Source organism: Desulfosporosinus acididurans, from assembly GCF_001029285.1.
GTDB lineage: Bacteria > Bacillota > Desulfitobacteriia > Desulfitobacteriales > Desulfitobacteriaceae > Desulfosporosinus > Desulfosporosinus acididurans.
Genome location: NZ_LDZY01000015.1, coordinates 81,995 through 97,077, shown reverse-complemented (window position 1 = coordinate 97,077; position 15,083 = coordinate 81,995). Strand labels below are relative to the sequence as shown.

Below are 15,083 nucleotides of genomic sequence, written 5' to 3'. Positions count from 1 at the left end.
GATATGTTAATAAAGGAAGTGCAAAAGAAATACTTGGAAACATAACCATTAAGTTTAAAGTGTATTTTAAGTCTTGATATGTTATTATCTGTTTGTCCGAAGTTCAAAGCTTTAAAAAGTGAAAGCTCAAACTTCAAAAAACAATAGCATATTATATATAATGACTATTTAAAGGCTATTGTGACGTCTGCTGCTCTCATTTTATTAAAGTTTCTAAAGGGTACCCATCGGAGCGGTTACCAACATTTTTGGAGGGACGCTTCCATGAATAATCCGGTGGAATACTTTTAGATACTGCGCAATGTCTAAAGATTAATAATATAACCTTTAAGGAGGTGAGAGACGAATTTAAGCGTCTCTGCAGATTTGTTTCGTTCATTGATCACTTTTTATTAAAAAAGAAACATGACATCAAAGACAAAATTGTTTTTAAAATTGAGAGGAGAAACATTACGCATGAAAAAGACTAAAAAAGCTTTAGCTTCATTAGCAATTGCTGGTATGGCTTTAAGCGCCGTTCCTTACAATGCTTTCGCTTCTACTACCGTTCCTACCCGCTTAGCCGGTACAACCGCTGAGCAAACTGCTGTCGCTATTGCTGACCAAACCGGCTGGACAGGTGCTGCTGTTCTGGCTTCATCAACTTCGTATGGCATGGTTGATGCTCTGACTGCTGGGCCGCTCGCTACCTTCCTCAAAGCCCCTATCCTTCTCCAAGGTGCAGGAAACACCTTAAATGCTGACACCAAAGCTGAACTCCAAAAGCTTAACGTGAAAACTGTTTATGTAACGAGTGGAACTGCTGTCATCAGCCAATCCGTTCTTGATCAGTTATCCGGCATGGGAATCACTGTCGTTTCACTCGGCGGAAACGATCGCTTTGAAACCTCTGCTAACATCGCAAAGGAAATGGTTAAACTTGGTGCTTCAGTCTCTAAAGTAGCCGTAGCTTATGGTTGGTCAAACCAAGACGCTCTTTCCATTGCATCCATTGCTTCCGCTGCCACTGAACCTATTCTTTTGACTGAAAAAGATTCCGTACCTCCTAGTGTACAATCTTTCTTAGCCTCAAATTCAAATATCACTTCCTCTGATGTTATTGGTGGTACAGGCGTCATCAGCGATGCTGTGAAAGCAGACTTTCCGAATGCAGCCCGCCACTTCGGAACTACCGCTTACGATACCAATAACCAAGTCATCCAAGACTTCAGCTCATCCTTAAAATTTGACAATGTCTATGTCGCAAATGGTAAAACGGGCATCGATGCTCTCGCTGGTGCACCTCTTGCAGCTCAAACCAACTCTGCAATCGTTCTTACCGACGGAACCGTTCCGGCTGCAGCAACCTTCGTTCACAGCAAGCTTGCTTCTGATGGTGTTGTAACGGCTCTTGGCGGAACCGCTGTTGTTTCAGATAACGTCCGCATAGGTATTGAAAACGGCACAACGACCCCTGCACAAGGTGATTTAGCCGTTACCTCTGTAAGTGCCATTAGCGCTACCAGCTTCCAAGTTAAGTTCAGCGCTGCACCTGCCGACACTTCTAAGGTTTCTTTCAATGTTACAAACACAGGCTCCCCTGTTACGTTAAGCACAACATGGGATTCTACCAATACAGTCGCTACCTTGACTGATTCTGCTAACCTCCCTGAAGGCAGCTATTCTATTGACGTTAAAAATGACACAACTGATCTAGGTACCAGCACCGTAGCCATTACTGCACAAAAAATTGCTAAGATTACTATTAATTCATCGAAACTTGCTGTTACCACAGCAACTGCAACCAACGCGCAAGCTGGCTATGCTACCTTTACAGTTCAAGACCAATATGGCAACGATATTACCGACAGCTATCTGGCTAACAACATTACCTGGACAACTGGCGTTGGTTCTATTACCGTTCCAACACACGGTGTTTTGAAGGTAGATCCTGGTACGACAAATCTCCTTACCTTCTCTACAGTAGTAATTACAGGTTATGATTCAACCTCTGGTGTTTCTACAAGTGCAACTTTAAATACTTCCACAGCAGCAGGAACATTAAGCGGTATTACTCTTAATAAATTGACTAGTGCTAACAATGCAGTTCTTCAAGCTGGGGATACAAGTGATATTTGGTATATCGACTATACAGCTACAGATTTGAGCGGAAACGTTACCAATGATTATAACCTTGTTAAAAACGGCTTGATCACAACCGGAAATGATTACGAGTTAACAAGTTCTAACCCATATGTACACGCCAAAGTTGTACAAGATCCTAATGACAGCAACAAAGCTGCAATTCAAGTTACAGTTGACAGTACCGCTATTCAAATGGATATGCCTGTAACGATTACAGCAATGACTTATGGCGGATCTCCTTCATCCTTGAACTTGACCTTAAAGAAACAAGCTGATGTTAATACCTTCACTATCATGGCTCCTACCGCAAGTATTGCTTCCGGGGAATACAAACAAATTCCGTTTGTGGCCTATGACCAAGACGGAAACCAATTGACCAAATATAGTGATCTTTCGGGTGTTGTTTTCAGTCCAGCTTATACGAATTCATCGACTGCAGGAGCTAAGTTAGTAGAAAATCCCGATGGAACTGCAAGCTTATGGTATCAAGCAGCTGCCAATAACACAAACCAAAGCCAACCTGGTGTTATTACTGCAAGTGTTCCTGAAACCGGCAAAGTCAGTACCATAACCGTTAATGTCCAAACTGCTGTTAAAGCTAATACGTTATCCTTGGATAGCTCTGTACTCACCAGTACAATGCAAGCTGGCGGCGCAGAACAACGCGTAGACTTTGGGCATAAATATGGCGGCTTATCTGTACTTGACCAATATGGCAGATCGATGGATTTCACAGCTCTTAATAAATATGGAGACGGTGGTGCTGCCTACAATGCAACTACTAATCCAAATGACAGATTCCAGGTTGTAGCATCCGCGGGGGCAGGAAGTGCGTTAGAGTTATATCAAACCTATGGAGATGGAAGTGTAGCAAGCTCCGCATCATCTTCTGTCGTAATAAATGGTGTAGGTACCAATGGTAAAGGCGGGGAAGGAGTAGAAATCAAATCCTTAGTCCCAGGCCAACAAAATGTTACGTTTAATCTATATGATGTACAACAAAAGGATAGCCAAGGGAATTTACTAACTAATCCTAGCAGTCCGGATTACAGCAAGTTGACACCAATTGATTCTAAGTCAGTAACGTTCTCTGTACTTCAAAATACAGATATCAAAGGCTATACTATTGACAAAGTAGCTAATCCAATTTATACAGAAGTGGGCGGCAATATAACAGCTCGTGATACTGACTTTGAAGCTAACCCGCATGTATGGGGAACAACAGCCGGCGGCGGGAAGGTAGTATTAGCAGATGGTTCTATAAAAGGAGCCTATGTTGATTCAAGTGACTTCACAGTCGACACGACTAATACCGGTGGTATAACACAAGGCAGCTTGAGCGCTGGAAACTATGATAGTGTCTTTGTAGCAGCTAAACAATTAGATCCTTCAAAAACCGGTTCAAGCGCTAACTTGACAGTAACTATTCAAGGCGCCGACGGATTGATTCATACAGTGACTACCCCGATAACTTCTACAACAACAGATCCTGTAGCAAAATCGGTTGGTGTATCTGTTGATACGACAGTGCCTGGTGTTACACTGTCTGCCGACAAAACTACTGCTACGATTAATGCATCAGACTTAACTGTAGGAGAATATCTGACACGCTATATCAATGCAGCTGAACCCGATATCCAAGCCGGAGCCAACCATTTATCAACCGACGTGGCTAATGGTAAAAACCGAGCACCCATTTACTTCTACGCTACAGATTCTTATGGCACTAAAGGTATGGATCTGGCATCGGTGAGCCTTGTTGGCAACTCTAACGGTCTTGATGCAACAGGTAATACAATTGCTCATACAACTACCACAAACGGCTCAATTGCAATTGACCAATATGGCAGGATTACCAGCAATACCCTTCAGTCTGGAGATTATTTCACGGTTACTGCAGTAACAACAAGTGGATTAGTACAAACTATTAAGATTGTAGTTCAATAATTCTAGTATTAAAAGTTAACTGCAAAGGGTACCAGTCGAACAAGGGAGCCGATCCACCTTCGGGTGAGTCGGCTTCCTTTATGCATAAAGGTTATAATACAGTCTCCGCAAAAATTATTTTTAGGAACAACAGTATTCTACACGCTTCTACATTTGAGAAAAGGGGAAGATCCGTACATAAATCATAAAGGAATTGTAGATACCCCTTGAAAGTGGAAGATAAAAGCTGGCCCAGAGAGAATTTTGGGCCAACTTTTAAGGAGATTATTTTAGAAAGATATGTTGGGATATTATGATGGGTTTTGTGATAATAACTGGGAGACTACAGGTGTTGATTTTTTTTCACTATTCAAGAAAGCTCCATAAAAAGCATGGTTTTCGAGCTGACTTTCCAGAGAAAATGAAGGAAATTCTGTCTCGGGAGTTTCCCAATACAGGGATTTTTTCTCAATTCCAAGCATTAAACGGTAACGTTTGTTGAGTATACTATATTGAGTTTCTGCCAAAAGAAGTTCAAGAACAGCAATTTCAACATATTCCGGATCCGCGTAATCGAAGTGATTCCAAGCATACTCGATTTTTTCACGAGATTCCTCAATTTCTCCCAGTAATCGTTCGGCTTCGCTTAGGGGTAGGTCGCATGGTGAAGAATACGATGTAAGTAAATTTTTTAAAAAAGCTCGCATATCGTCACCCTCACTTTACATGGTACAAAAAATTATTCTCTTTAGCTTTGCTCAGTTTGCCTAAGTATATGTAAATTAACTGTTGGATATGATTAGGAAAGAAAAAAAGCAATACATGTTACAAAATTTTTAATGTTATAAAAATCGCCTTTATTGGGAAAGACTAGAAATAGTTTAGAACTTAAGAGGTGATTTTTTTGCCACACCGACGATGTCGGAAGTCCTTGGCGATCTTTCTTTGTGGGTTGATGTGTTTGTTTCTTTGGCAAGCCGACATCTATCCTGTTTTAGGGCAAGATGATATGTATGAAATCATTTTTGTCAACTCAAACACCGGACCTCAATCTTCTCGTTCCAATGAGCCTCCGCCAACAAAGTCGACAACTAAAATTCCAACGTATAATATTATTGTTAATAATGATCAGTATGAAAATAATAAATTGTCGCAAGATACACCACCGCCAGATACAGGGCATCAAGTTCTCTCCCGCAGTTTGGGGCGTTTCGTAACAGAAGAGGAAGTCAACCTGTTATCCCGCGTAATTTATGGCGAAGCGCGGGGAGAGAATTTTGAAGGTCAAGTCGCTGTTGGAGCTGTTGTTTTAAATCGCCTTAAGGATCCTCATTTTCCGAAAACTATGTGGGGTGTTATTTATCAACCCGGTGCTTTTACGGCCGTTAAGGATCAGCAGATTCACCTTGATCCGAATGACGTAGCCTACAAGGCTGCAGAAGCAGCACTTTCAGGTGATGATCCCACCAATGGGGCAATATATTATTATAATCCCCGGCTTACGAAAGATCGTTGGATAAAAAGCAGACCCGTTATTAAAAAGATTGGGAACCATACGTTTAGTATTTGACTTGTATGACGCAGCGTTCAGCCGTACATGCGCAGAGCAAACTAACCGTTCCAGCGACTGATTTGGGGAGCGGGGTTCATCCCTGTTCACCGCCCCGTATCAGGGGTCGGTCGCTAGAACGGAAGTTTTCTGGGCTGCTTACGTAGAGGCCTCGCGATTGCGTCACACTGCGTCCCGGGCTTGGTAACGAAACGAGAATAAGAGAGAACGTTTTTTGGGTGACGGCATATTTTATGTGCCGCCTGACTTGAGAAATGAAATAGCCCCGCGTTTGCGGGGCTATTTGGCGTCTTTGGTTTGATGTTTGGGTGAGGCATTTCCTTGATGCAAGGTGAAGAAGGTGATTTCCGGGGGAACGTTGAAACGCAGCGGGATGACGCTTTCGCCAATACCGCGGTTGACGTAGAGGGGGATGCCTTGTATGACATGGTATCCTTCGTAAATTCCTTTGTCGCCGAGGTAAGTGTTGGTAATCAAGGGCGGCAGACCTGGGATGCGAATTTGGCCTCCGTGGGTATGTCCCGTTAGCAAAAGATCGGCTCCGTAGAAAGCAACATCATCGAGGCAATCGGAGGAGTGAGCTAAGGCGAGGCAGAAGGGAGGAGTCTGGGATGTTGACAGTGGGGTCTTCGCGGTGAGAAGGTTTTGATAGGCTTGATCTACATTATCGTGAGCGGTTGCCGGATCGTCAATGCCAATAATCCAGAGATTAAGTGAGGTTATAAAGGATGATTCATTAATCAGAGGGATCCAGCCTAGCCCCTGAAGCTGTTTCAGAAAACGTTTCAATAATGTATGTGACAGGTGGCTGTAGTCATTGTTGCCTAAGACGACATACTTTCCGTAGGGGGCGGAGAGCTTTTCTAAATAGGAGTCGACTTTATCCAGATCGGTACGTGTTGAGATGATGTCTCCGGTAAGGACGAGCAAGTCTGGTTTTTGGGCCATCGTGGTTTGGAAAATGCGCTGGGGAGATATTTTCAGGGTTTCCAAATGTAGGTCGCTCAGTTGGCAGACGGTTTTCCCTTCCAGGGATTTTGGCAGTTTGGGATAGAATAGATCCCACATTTCGCTCTGCAATTCCCGGGTATCATGTTCTGCCCAGCCGAGCACACCGGCGCCTCCGACGGGCAGCAGTGAAAGCAGCCAGTGGTTGACGATAAAGCCGCCGGCTCCGCGAAAAAAGTCCCGGCGTGAGATTTCTTTGGTAAATAGTGTGGTTAATTTATCCGGCATAGCAGCCTCCCTAAGAATAGTTTGCCTTTCTTAACAGTATATCAGAACTCTTCCTTTCATTTAATCATATCATGTTAAGAGGTTAGTATGAAATTATAAAGGAGGGGCGCAAGGTGAAGTTCAGCGGGAACACTCCTTCAAATCCTTATGAACCCATGGGTTCGCAGGGATTCCCAACATTACCTAATGCTCCATTGGCTCCGGGATACTCTCCCGGTACGATTCGTGATACTTTGGGATCAAAACTTAAAGCGAACGGCATTTTTCAAAAGGATGGTCAAGTTCAAAATCTACGAGGGGGATTTATCGGCCCTAAACAAGCCCCATTTTCAGGGCCTGCACCTGGGAACCCCTGGCAGGTTCCTCCCGTATCCCAGGGTATGGGCGGTTTCTCCCAGCCCCAGCTGCAAGGACCAAATCAGGGGATGAATCAGGCAAGACAGCTTATTCTTCAAGCGGCTCAAGAAGGAATTGCTGCTAACGGTGTGGCGACCATATCCCCTGACAACAGTTTTCTGTTAGTAGCCAATCTTCCGCCGCCGCAGACCTTCCTGGGGCAAGGCCAGCTTGGTCAGTATGCGGCCTATCTTGTGGATAATAAAGGGAAGATGGGCTTCTTAGCCGGTGTTCTGCGTCCTGTTGGCAATGGTGTTTATAGGGCCCATTTTCAAAGTCCTGTTCCCTTGTACCCCTATACCCGAACGGTAGTTTCGGTGGAAGGTATCGGCCAGCTGGGTCAGGCACCCAACGGCCCTATTATTTTGAAAGTTCAAGAACCCCGAGGACCTGCGGCATTCCTCAGTCCGATGAAGAATACGGCTCAATCCTTCTGGGGTAAGATCTCTAACTTGTTCAGAGGCAAGAAACCGCCGGTCGGCCCTGAAGCGCTGCCTGGTGCTGGCGTACCGCAAGTGCTGCCTGCTCCGAGTCAGATGGGAGTGCCTTCTGAAACAATGATGGCTCCTGAAGTCATGGCACCTTCTGAAACCATACTTCCTCCGCCAACCCCTTAAAAAACTAGAACAGATAAAAAATAGCCAGAATTGCAATCTGGCTATTTTTTGCGCTCTGAGCCATTCTAATTTTATTCGCTCACTGAAGAGGTGCCCGAGATCGTCTACAGTAAAAACAAAATGAGCACGATTAAAGCCATTAAGCTATAGGTTGTGACCGTTACTGCAATGCCGATAGTTTTTAACGATAATTGAGCTAAAAGAACGTTGGAGAAGAAGGCGATGAAAAAGAAAAAAGTAATGGCTAACATTCCTGCTCCGACGGTTGGGGACTGCAATACGGGAACCAGACGGTTAAAGCCATAATCCCAGGCTGCCGGTGACTTAGAATTTGGATAACTGCAGAGTGGGGGTCTTGAGCATTCGTCTTTCAACCCGTTAAAAAGTGGCAACGCTATCCCCCCCATTTCCATTAGGAATACCGATTCCGCTGCGCTCGATAAAGAACTGGGCGATGATGATTCCCAGAGCAATAATTAAGTTGCCGGGGACCCCGGGGATTTCAAATAAGGGGACGTTAAAGGAAGTGTCAGGACTTCCGTCAAACGGTGCAAAAGGAGCAGAAATTACTAAGGAAACGCTCAAGTTATCCGGAAATAGAGGCTCGTCAGTACCGACAGGGCCAAAACCCTGGCCGGGGACAGGCTGAGGGAGAGGCTGCATAGGTATTTGACCGTTCATTGTCGCCTGCATAAGCTGCGTTAGCTGGGGCAGAGTAAGAGTCACGGGATAATGTTCCGGTGTTGGGCGACTAAAGTTGGGTGGATGAGCTAATGAACGTTTAAAAAGAAACGTCATCAGCACATCAATACCGGCAACAATCATGGAAGCATACTCGATTTCCGTTGAGGCTATAGGAAATAACATGGCACTGACAGGGCAGAAGGGTAAATTGCGGCGAATAGGGCTGTCGACTAAAATAGTAAAGGAGAAAGAAGTAGCCGGTAAGGGGGGAGCACATTCAGTTCTTTGAATCACGGCTTTCCTCCTCTCCTTTACGTTTTTAGAACCAGGTGCAAATCGTTGCCCAGCTTCCTAAAATAATGACAATCAGAAAAGCTATGAATGTTACAGGATGTGTGATATCGTTGATAAAGTTTGGGCCCCGATAACCATTGATCATTTTAACCCCTGCCTTTGACTATTTCTGCGTTAATGGCGGTAGTTTGAGGTTTTTTACCATGTCAGGGGTGACCTGCATTTTTTCCATGGGGTTTCCGCCGCTGATTTTGTCAAGAATTTGCTGGGCCATGCCCTTTAGCTCTTCTGGAATGGGCAGGTCGCTTGCCGAAGGCAGCCCATGCATTGCAGTTGTCAGAGTTAGATTAACCATGGCCATCAGCTTTTCATAATTTTGCTGCTGAACAAAGTAGTTTTTAATCAGAGGATATTTATTCATTAGCCGCACTTTAAGATCAAGCAGAGCTAGAGATTCTTTCTCTGGAACCACTTTGCTAATCATTTGGGCAGTGACGAGATTGCGCTCTTTCTCCTGGTACTCGATGAATCCTTCTTTGCTTTGCGGATCAGCCATAATGGCAGCCTCTGCCGCCTTTAGACCTTGAAGTTCGGGGGTCTGAGACAGGGCTTCTCCTAATTCACGGGCCTTGTCAATGTAACTCATAAGGGCACCTCCTTATTTCCTCCTATAAAATATGCGCTTAGGAGCGCACTGGTGTATAGGGGATTGACCTTTCAGAAGAGGGTTTCTGGGATATAGTTCTAAGTGGTGTTAGAAGGAAAGAGGAAAACGATGTAGAATAAGTAGTTTTTAGAAGGAAAAGGAGGAGTTTTTTCTATGCGTACTTATCGATTGGAGATACGTCTGATTCAAGCTGCCGCTGCGCTGGCTTTAATTGTCGTTATCACCGGATTTCTCGGATTGTGGGGTCAAGCCGGTCAGCCATCGGGATCGACAGCAGGTGCTTCGGAAACTCAGAGAACTGCTGCTTCCGTACAAACTCCCAGCAATTCAAAGATCGTAGCCTTAGGGGACTCCTTTACCCTGGGATATCCCTTGGACACAAGACATTCTTGGACTCAGCGCTTAGCCGATGATCTGAAGATAAGCGTTGTCAATAAGGGAAAAGGGAGCCAGACAGCCAAAGATTTGCTGGCTCGTTTCGACGCCGATGTAGTCAGTCAAAAGCCGGGCCGAGTGATTATTTTTATCGGAACCGGGGATGCGCTCCAAAATGTTTCTCTGAAAGATTATCAAACGAATATTCAAGCGATAGTTGAAAAGGCAAAAGCTCACAACATTATTCCTGTCTTGGCCTTACCCATTTGGTATCCAAAGTATCAAACGAGTATCCAGGAATTTCGTGCTTGGGAAATTGATTACGCCCAAAAACAGTCGATTATGACCTTGGATTTTACGACAGTGCTGTTTGATAACTCCAAGAAATACATTGCTGGTTTAGCCTCTAAGGATGGAAAATACCCCAATGCCAAAGGTTATGAAGAAATGGGAGATTATGCGGCTAAACTGCTGAAGTAATGGGTATCAAGACATTATGCCGGAAGAAGCATACTGATCAGGGCGAAGAATAGGAAACCGATGGTTCCGCCGAGGAGAGCATAATGCGGATGGCGCTCCCGTGAGAGGGGGATTAGTTCGGCGAAGACGAGAAAAGTCATTGCTCCTGCGGCGAAGGCCAGAAAAAAAGCCAGGGAATTTTCTACTCCTTCGAGTGCCAGAAGGCCGATTAAGGCTCCTAAAGGTGTGAAGACAGCTATTCCGATATTTAAAGCTAATATTTTCCACCAACGGATTCCAGCCATAGTTAAGGGTGCGGTTGTAGCCATTCCTTCGGGGAGATTATGTAAGGTAATAGCGATGGCAATAAGGAGGCCGAGGCTGGGAGCAGCTTCCTGGCTGATGGCAATGGCCATTCCTTCCGGAATATCGTGTAAAGCAATCCCTGTTGCGACGAGCAGGCCGGTCCGTTTAAGACGCTGACGTCTTGTTAAAGGGAGTGACGAGTCCCTTCCCGGTGTCTTGAGCTGACGATCAGCGATCAGCATGAAGAACAAGCCTAAGGCAAAGCCCAAGCCAACCTGAAGAGGCGGGCCGATTTTCCAGGCATTGGGCAGCAGGTCAACACTGACCACGGCAAGCATCACTCCGCCTGCTCCTGCCAACAGTGAAGCCAGGATGCGCTCCTGCGGTTTACCGAACAAAAGAACAAGCAAACTTCCTAAGGTCGTAGCTAGTCCTGCGATGGTACTGATTTTAAAAATTTCCCATAGATCCTGCATGAGGGATCTCCTTTCCAAACGTTTAATCGCTATCATATTTATGGTCTAAAGCTGAGCTTTATACAAATATTTTCCGCAGTCAAATTCATCTCTTGGAGTGAGTTCTTGTACTATTTTCGCGGACAAAGCATAGGCTTATTGTGAGGAAACCATAACGGAATCATAGCTTAAACGATCTGGGAGGGGGCATCAATCATTGAAAATCAGAGCAGGGTCTAAACTAGTAATAGGGATGATAGTCCTAAGTCTGTTGTCTCTTACGGGCTGCGGTACATTGGAAACTCTTATCAACAAGGATGGGACTGACAGCTCTTTTGGAAACTTTATTGGCGGGGATAAAACGGCGGCAATTTCTGCAGCAGCCTCGGCTTTGACTTCAACATCAACATCACCATCGGCGGATAGCAAGGTCATCACACTGTATTTTCCAGACTCGACAGGAAAGTATCTTGTCAAAGAACAACGTACATTGCCTAAGACCTTAAGTGTCGCCAGAGAAACGGTAACTGAGTGGTTAAAAGGACCGGCAGCAGCCAAAGGGACAAAAGATCAAGCCGCTGTCCCGGCCTCAACAACACTTTTGGATATCGCTGTTAAAGGTGATTTGGCGGTCGTGGATTTAAGCAAAGAATTTCTGCAGCCCAGTTCCAAAGTTACACCGGAAGCAGCACTTTACGGCCTTGTCAATACACTGACCCAGTATTCAACAATAAAACAAGTCCAAATTCGTATCGAAGGTAAACCCCTTACGAAGTATGGCACAATTGATGCCACAAATTTGGTCAGTAAACCAAGTTTGGTAAAGGGATCAACACCTGTAACGAGTATAATTCCTAATCTTGGAAGCAGTGCGGGAACAGATAAGAATAATGGCAGTTCAGGAACTTCCGGTCAATCTTTACAGCCTTCGCAATCCTCGCAGCCTTCGGGAACAGGTACCTCACAGCCGAATAAAACTGACAATGCGCTACCTAATTCCCCCAGTTCGATCAATCTCTTTAATTACCCGCCGAGTTCTACTTAACGAGGATTCGCTGGCATATTTCCTTGTGTACAACCCCTGAATCTATGCTAAAATAGAGTTAAATGGAGAATGGGGGACGAGAGATGGCGTCAACGGAAGAACTGACCAAACAATTAGAGGAGACCTTAAGACGAGCAAACACCATTTTGTTTAAGCGCGGACGATCGATTCTAGTCGGTATGGAAATTTCTTCACTTCAGTTCAATGCACTCTTAAGTATCTGGGAATTTGGGCCGCTAACCATGGGTGAACTGGGGAAACACTTATTTGTAGCCTGCAGCACTGCCACAGATTTAGCAGATCGAATGGAACGAGCGCAGCTGGTAGAACGGGTTCGGGATAAAAATGACCGGAGAATGGTTCGGCTGCGTTTATTGGACAAAGGCCATGAAATTGTTGATGCTGTTATCGCTGAACGGCAAAACTTTTTGAGTGACGTTTTCGAGAATTATTCAGAAGAGGAATATCAGAAGCTGCTTCAGAGTTTAGAACTTCTGGAACAGCGGATGAACTTATAATAATTATGAGGAAAAAATACCTTTGCTTGCTTAAGTGGAGGTATTTTTTGGCATATTAAGAAATGAGTTATCTGCCCGGAGAAGCATGGTAGCGAAATCTCCATAAAATCTTTAAAATAATCTTAAATACAACTAAAATTTACGCGGTATACTGTGACTATCAAAATTTTAGATCGAAAGCTGGAGGGAGCTGTGGACGTGGGAACTAAAATTGTATTAGTGGATGATGAGGCTGAGATTTTAACCCTCGTGCGAGACTATCTTACGAGGGATGGTTTTAGTGTTGTAACGGCGCAGAACGGTCTTGAGGGGATTGAACTCATCGAAAAGGAAAAACCGGATTTGGTGCTGCTTGATTGGATGCTGCCGGGAATGAGCGGGTTAGAAATGTGTAAACGTTTGCGTGAGACAAGCACAATCCCCATCATTATGTTAACGGCCAAGTCAGAGGAGATTGATCGTGTTTTAGGACTTGAGTTTGGCGCCGATGATTATATCGTTAAGCCCTTTAGCCTGAGGGAGTTGGCAGCCCGCATAAAAACAGTACTGCGGCGCTCCACCGGGGGCGTTCAGGAGAACTCCAATTCATCTCTCCTCATGCGCGGAGACTTGACCATTGATGTTACAAGCCATAAGGTCACGAAAAAAGGGCAGGAATTGCTTCTTACACCGACAGAGTTTAATATTCTTCATTTATTGGCCTTGCGTCCGGGGACAGTCTACAGCCGGCTCCAGCTACTGCGTCAGGCCATGGGAGAAGAGTATCTTTATTATGAACGTTCTATCGACACTCATGTCTCGAACTTGCGCAAAAAAATCGAAGATAATCCCAGTGATCCTAAATATATTGAAACCGTATTTGGGGTTGGGTATCGGTTTGGTGAGAACCTATGACGTTAAGGCGTAAGTTTATCTTGGCTTTAATCGGCATGGTTGTTTTTATGTCCATTGTTTTTGCCGGTATTGCCCTTACCTCAACTCAGGCTTTGATTGGACATGCTGAAACCTATGTGCAGCAGTCTTTCGGAGATCACTTGAATCAACTGCTCAGTGTTTACTATGAGGGACACAGCAGCTGGGAGGGGGTTCAGGACCACGTTTCCCAGGCTATGACCAAACCGCCTGATCCTAAATTTGCCCACCCGCCACGGGATTTTCAGCATTTTTTAGTCTTTAACCAAAATAATAAAGTCATTGTTGATCCCTCGAATAAAGATTTGGGCAAACAGCTCACTGCTCTTCCTGATCATGAAAAAATCGAAAAGCAATGGCAGCCAATCACGGCCAATGGGAAAATAGTGGGGCATTATTGGCAGTCGATACACACCTCTATGGTAGACAGCAAGTTGGCGAAAACGATCGGGACTTCCATTATTCAAGGCATGATTATCGGTTTAATTATTACGTCTCTAATCGCGCTGCTTTTAGGGCTGCTCTTAACCCGGCATTTTACCCAGCCTTTAAATCGCCTCATGGAAGCCGTGCGGCGGGTTGGTGACGGTGATCTGGCTTCACGTGTCGAAGTCGAAGGCGATGGCGATATCGCCCTTTTGGCCCGTGATTTTAATAAAATGACGGAGCAATTGAATCGCAATGAAGAAGTGAGACGCAACATGGTGGCAGATATTGCCCACGAATTGCGGACTCCTCTGGCAGTTATCCTGGGTAAACTGGAATCTATTCAAGAGGGTGTACTGCCTTCAACTCCGGAGACAATTCTGCCCATCCAGGATGAAACTTTAAGACTTATTCGCTTGGTTCGCGACCTGCAGCAGCTAAGTCTGGCAGAAGCGGGCAAATTGCCTATGGCCCTTAGTACAGTTAACCTTCGGACTATTGTCGGAAAAATTATGGAACAATTTCAAATAGAATTTGAGGAACGCGGTTTAAACATCAACATCAGCGGCGGGAAGATTCCGGAGATCATCGGTGATGCCGATCGGTTAACCCAGGTTTTCGTCAACTTAATTGGCAATGCGCTTTTGCATACTCCGTCAGGAGGATCTCTGAGCGTTCTCTTAGAAGAGGTGGAAAATCTTCGGGAAAACGAAGTGGCCGGAGAGGATGCCTCACGGCGCTTGCGGGATGTTTTTCGGAGAAAGGACGATAAGACTGAGGAAGCCGGTTCTAAGGAAAAAAATTCCCGGGATGAATCTGCAACCGGAGGATGGGTGCAGGTAACCGTGAGAGATTCCGGCGAAGGAATTCCTGTGGAGGAACTCGACCATATCTTTGATCGCTTTTATCGAGTTGACAAATCCCGAGAACGAGAGAACGGCGGAACTGGTTTAGGCTTAGCTATTGCTAAAGAATTCATCCAGGCACACGGAGGAACAATCAAGGTTGAGAGTAAACTTGGCGAAGGAAGCAGTTTCCGGATTCTACTGCCTGTGAGGCCCCAAACTCTTTAA

The 15,083-nt window shown here is 45.0% G+C and carries 13 protein-coding genes and 1 pseudogene; 8 read left to right on the top strand and 6 right to left on the bottom strand.

The features are described 5' to 3' along the window. The first annotated feature begins 456 nt into the window (after positions 1 to 456). Positions 457 to 4,071 carry a cell wall-binding repeat-containing protein gene (locus DEAC_RS22950; protein WP_047811560.1) on the top strand — a complete coding sequence of 1,205 codons (3,615 nt, stop codon included), beginning with the start codon at positions 457 to 459 and terminating at the stop codon, positions 4,069 to 4,071. A gap of 290 nt (positions 4,072 to 4,361) precedes the next feature. On the opposite strand, the gene DEAC_RS18505 is transcribed toward DEAC_RS22950, so the two are convergent. Further along, a complete protein-coding gene (locus DEAC_RS18505; RefSeq protein ID WP_047811559.1) occupies positions 4,362 to 4,757 on the bottom strand; it encodes a hypothetical protein in 396 nt (131 codons plus the stop codon). A gap of 506 nt (positions 4,758 to 5,263) precedes the next feature. Between DEAC_RS18505 and DEAC_RS24870 the strand changes: the two are divergent. Next, positions 5,264 to 5,620: pseudogene (locus tag DEAC_RS24870) on the top strand (cell wall hydrolase); the annotation flags it as partial. A 279-nt stretch (positions 5,621 to 5,899) separates the two neighbouring features. On the opposite strand, the gene DEAC_RS18495 reads toward DEAC_RS24870, so the two are convergent. Beyond that, positions 5,900 to 6,856 (bottom strand): metallophosphoesterase, encoded by a 957-nt coding sequence (locus tag DEAC_RS18495; protein WP_047811558.1) that lies wholly within the window; start codon positions 6,854 to 6,856, stop codon positions 5,900 to 5,902. Positions 6,857 to 6,969: 113 nt separating this feature from the next. On the opposite strand from DEAC_RS18495, the gene DEAC_RS18490 reads away from it, so the two are divergent. Further along, entirely contained in the window at positions 6,970 to 7,869 is a 900-nt protein-coding gene (locus tag DEAC_RS18490) for a hypothetical protein (RefSeq protein WP_047811557.1), read from the top strand. Positions 7,870 to 7,973: 104 nt separating this feature from the next. Here DEAC_RS18490 and DEAC_RS18485 read toward each other — a convergent pair whose 3' ends face one another. From DEAC_RS18485 to DEAC_RS18475, 3 genes are all read right to left on the bottom strand, one after another. After that, positions 7,974 to 8,261: a hypothetical protein gene (locus tag DEAC_RS18485; RefSeq protein ID WP_047811556.1), complete on the bottom strand. Its 288-nt coding sequence runs from the start codon at positions 8,259 to 8,261 to the stop codon at positions 7,974 to 7,976. Further along, positions 8,248 to 8,847 carry a hypothetical protein gene (locus tag DEAC_RS18480; protein WP_047811555.1) on the bottom strand — a complete coding sequence of 200 codons (600 nt, stop codon included), beginning with the start codon at positions 8,845 to 8,847 and terminating at the stop codon, positions 8,248 to 8,250. Before DEAC_RS18480 ends, DEAC_RS18485 begins: the two co-directional genes overlap by 14 nt. Positions 8,848 to 9,010: 163 nt before the next feature. Then, positions 9,011 to 9,493 (bottom strand): YlbF/YmcA family competence regulator, encoded by a 483-nt coding sequence (locus DEAC_RS18475; protein WP_047811554.1) that lies wholly within the window; start codon positions 9,491 to 9,493, stop codon positions 9,011 to 9,013. A 174-nt stretch (positions 9,494 to 9,667) separates the two neighbouring features. Between DEAC_RS18475 and DEAC_RS18470 the strand changes: the two genes are divergently transcribed. After that, positions 9,668 to 10,369 carry a GDSL-type esterase/lipase family protein gene (locus DEAC_RS18470; protein ID WP_047811553.1) on the top strand — a complete coding sequence of 234 codons (702 nt, stop codon included), beginning with the start codon at positions 9,668 to 9,670 and terminating at the stop codon, positions 10,367 to 10,369. A 14-nt stretch (positions 10,370 to 10,383) separates the two neighbouring features. Here the strand turns inward: DEAC_RS18470 and DEAC_RS18465 are convergent, their stop codons facing one another. Then, a complete protein-coding gene (locus tag DEAC_RS18465; protein WP_047811552.1) occupies positions 10,384 to 11,130 on the bottom strand; it encodes a ZIP family metal transporter in 747 nt (248 codons plus the stop codon). 196 nt (positions 11,131 to 11,326) lie between these two features. Here DEAC_RS18465 and DEAC_RS18460 point away from each other — a divergent pair, with 196 nt between their 5' ends. From DEAC_RS18460 to DEAC_RS18445, 4 genes are all read left to right on the top strand, one after another. After that, on the top strand, positions 11,327 to 12,154 hold the full coding sequence (locus tag DEAC_RS18460) for a GerMN domain-containing protein (protein ID WP_053006502.1): 828 nt from the start codon (positions 11,327 to 11,329) through the stop codon (positions 12,152 to 12,154). An 83-nt stretch (positions 12,155 to 12,237) separates the two neighbouring features. Further along, the gene (locus tag DEAC_RS18455; protein ID WP_047811551.1) at positions 12,238 to 12,672 is read left to right on the top strand and encodes a MarR family winged helix-turn-helix transcriptional regulator; all 435 of its coding nucleotides are present in this window, start codon (positions 12,238 to 12,240) and stop codon (positions 12,670 to 12,672) included. Positions 12,673 to 12,870: 198 nt separating this feature from the next. Next, positions 12,871 to 13,566, top strand: coding sequence for a response regulator transcription factor (locus DEAC_RS18450; protein ID WP_053006501.1), 696 nt, complete (start codon positions 12,871 to 12,873; stop codon positions 13,564 to 13,566). Continuing rightward, entirely contained in the window at positions 13,563 to 15,083 is a 1,521-nt protein-coding gene (locus DEAC_RS18445) for a sensor histidine kinase (protein ID WP_047811550.1), read from the top strand. The genes DEAC_RS18450 and DEAC_RS18445 overlap by 4 nt, the downstream gene beginning before the upstream one ends.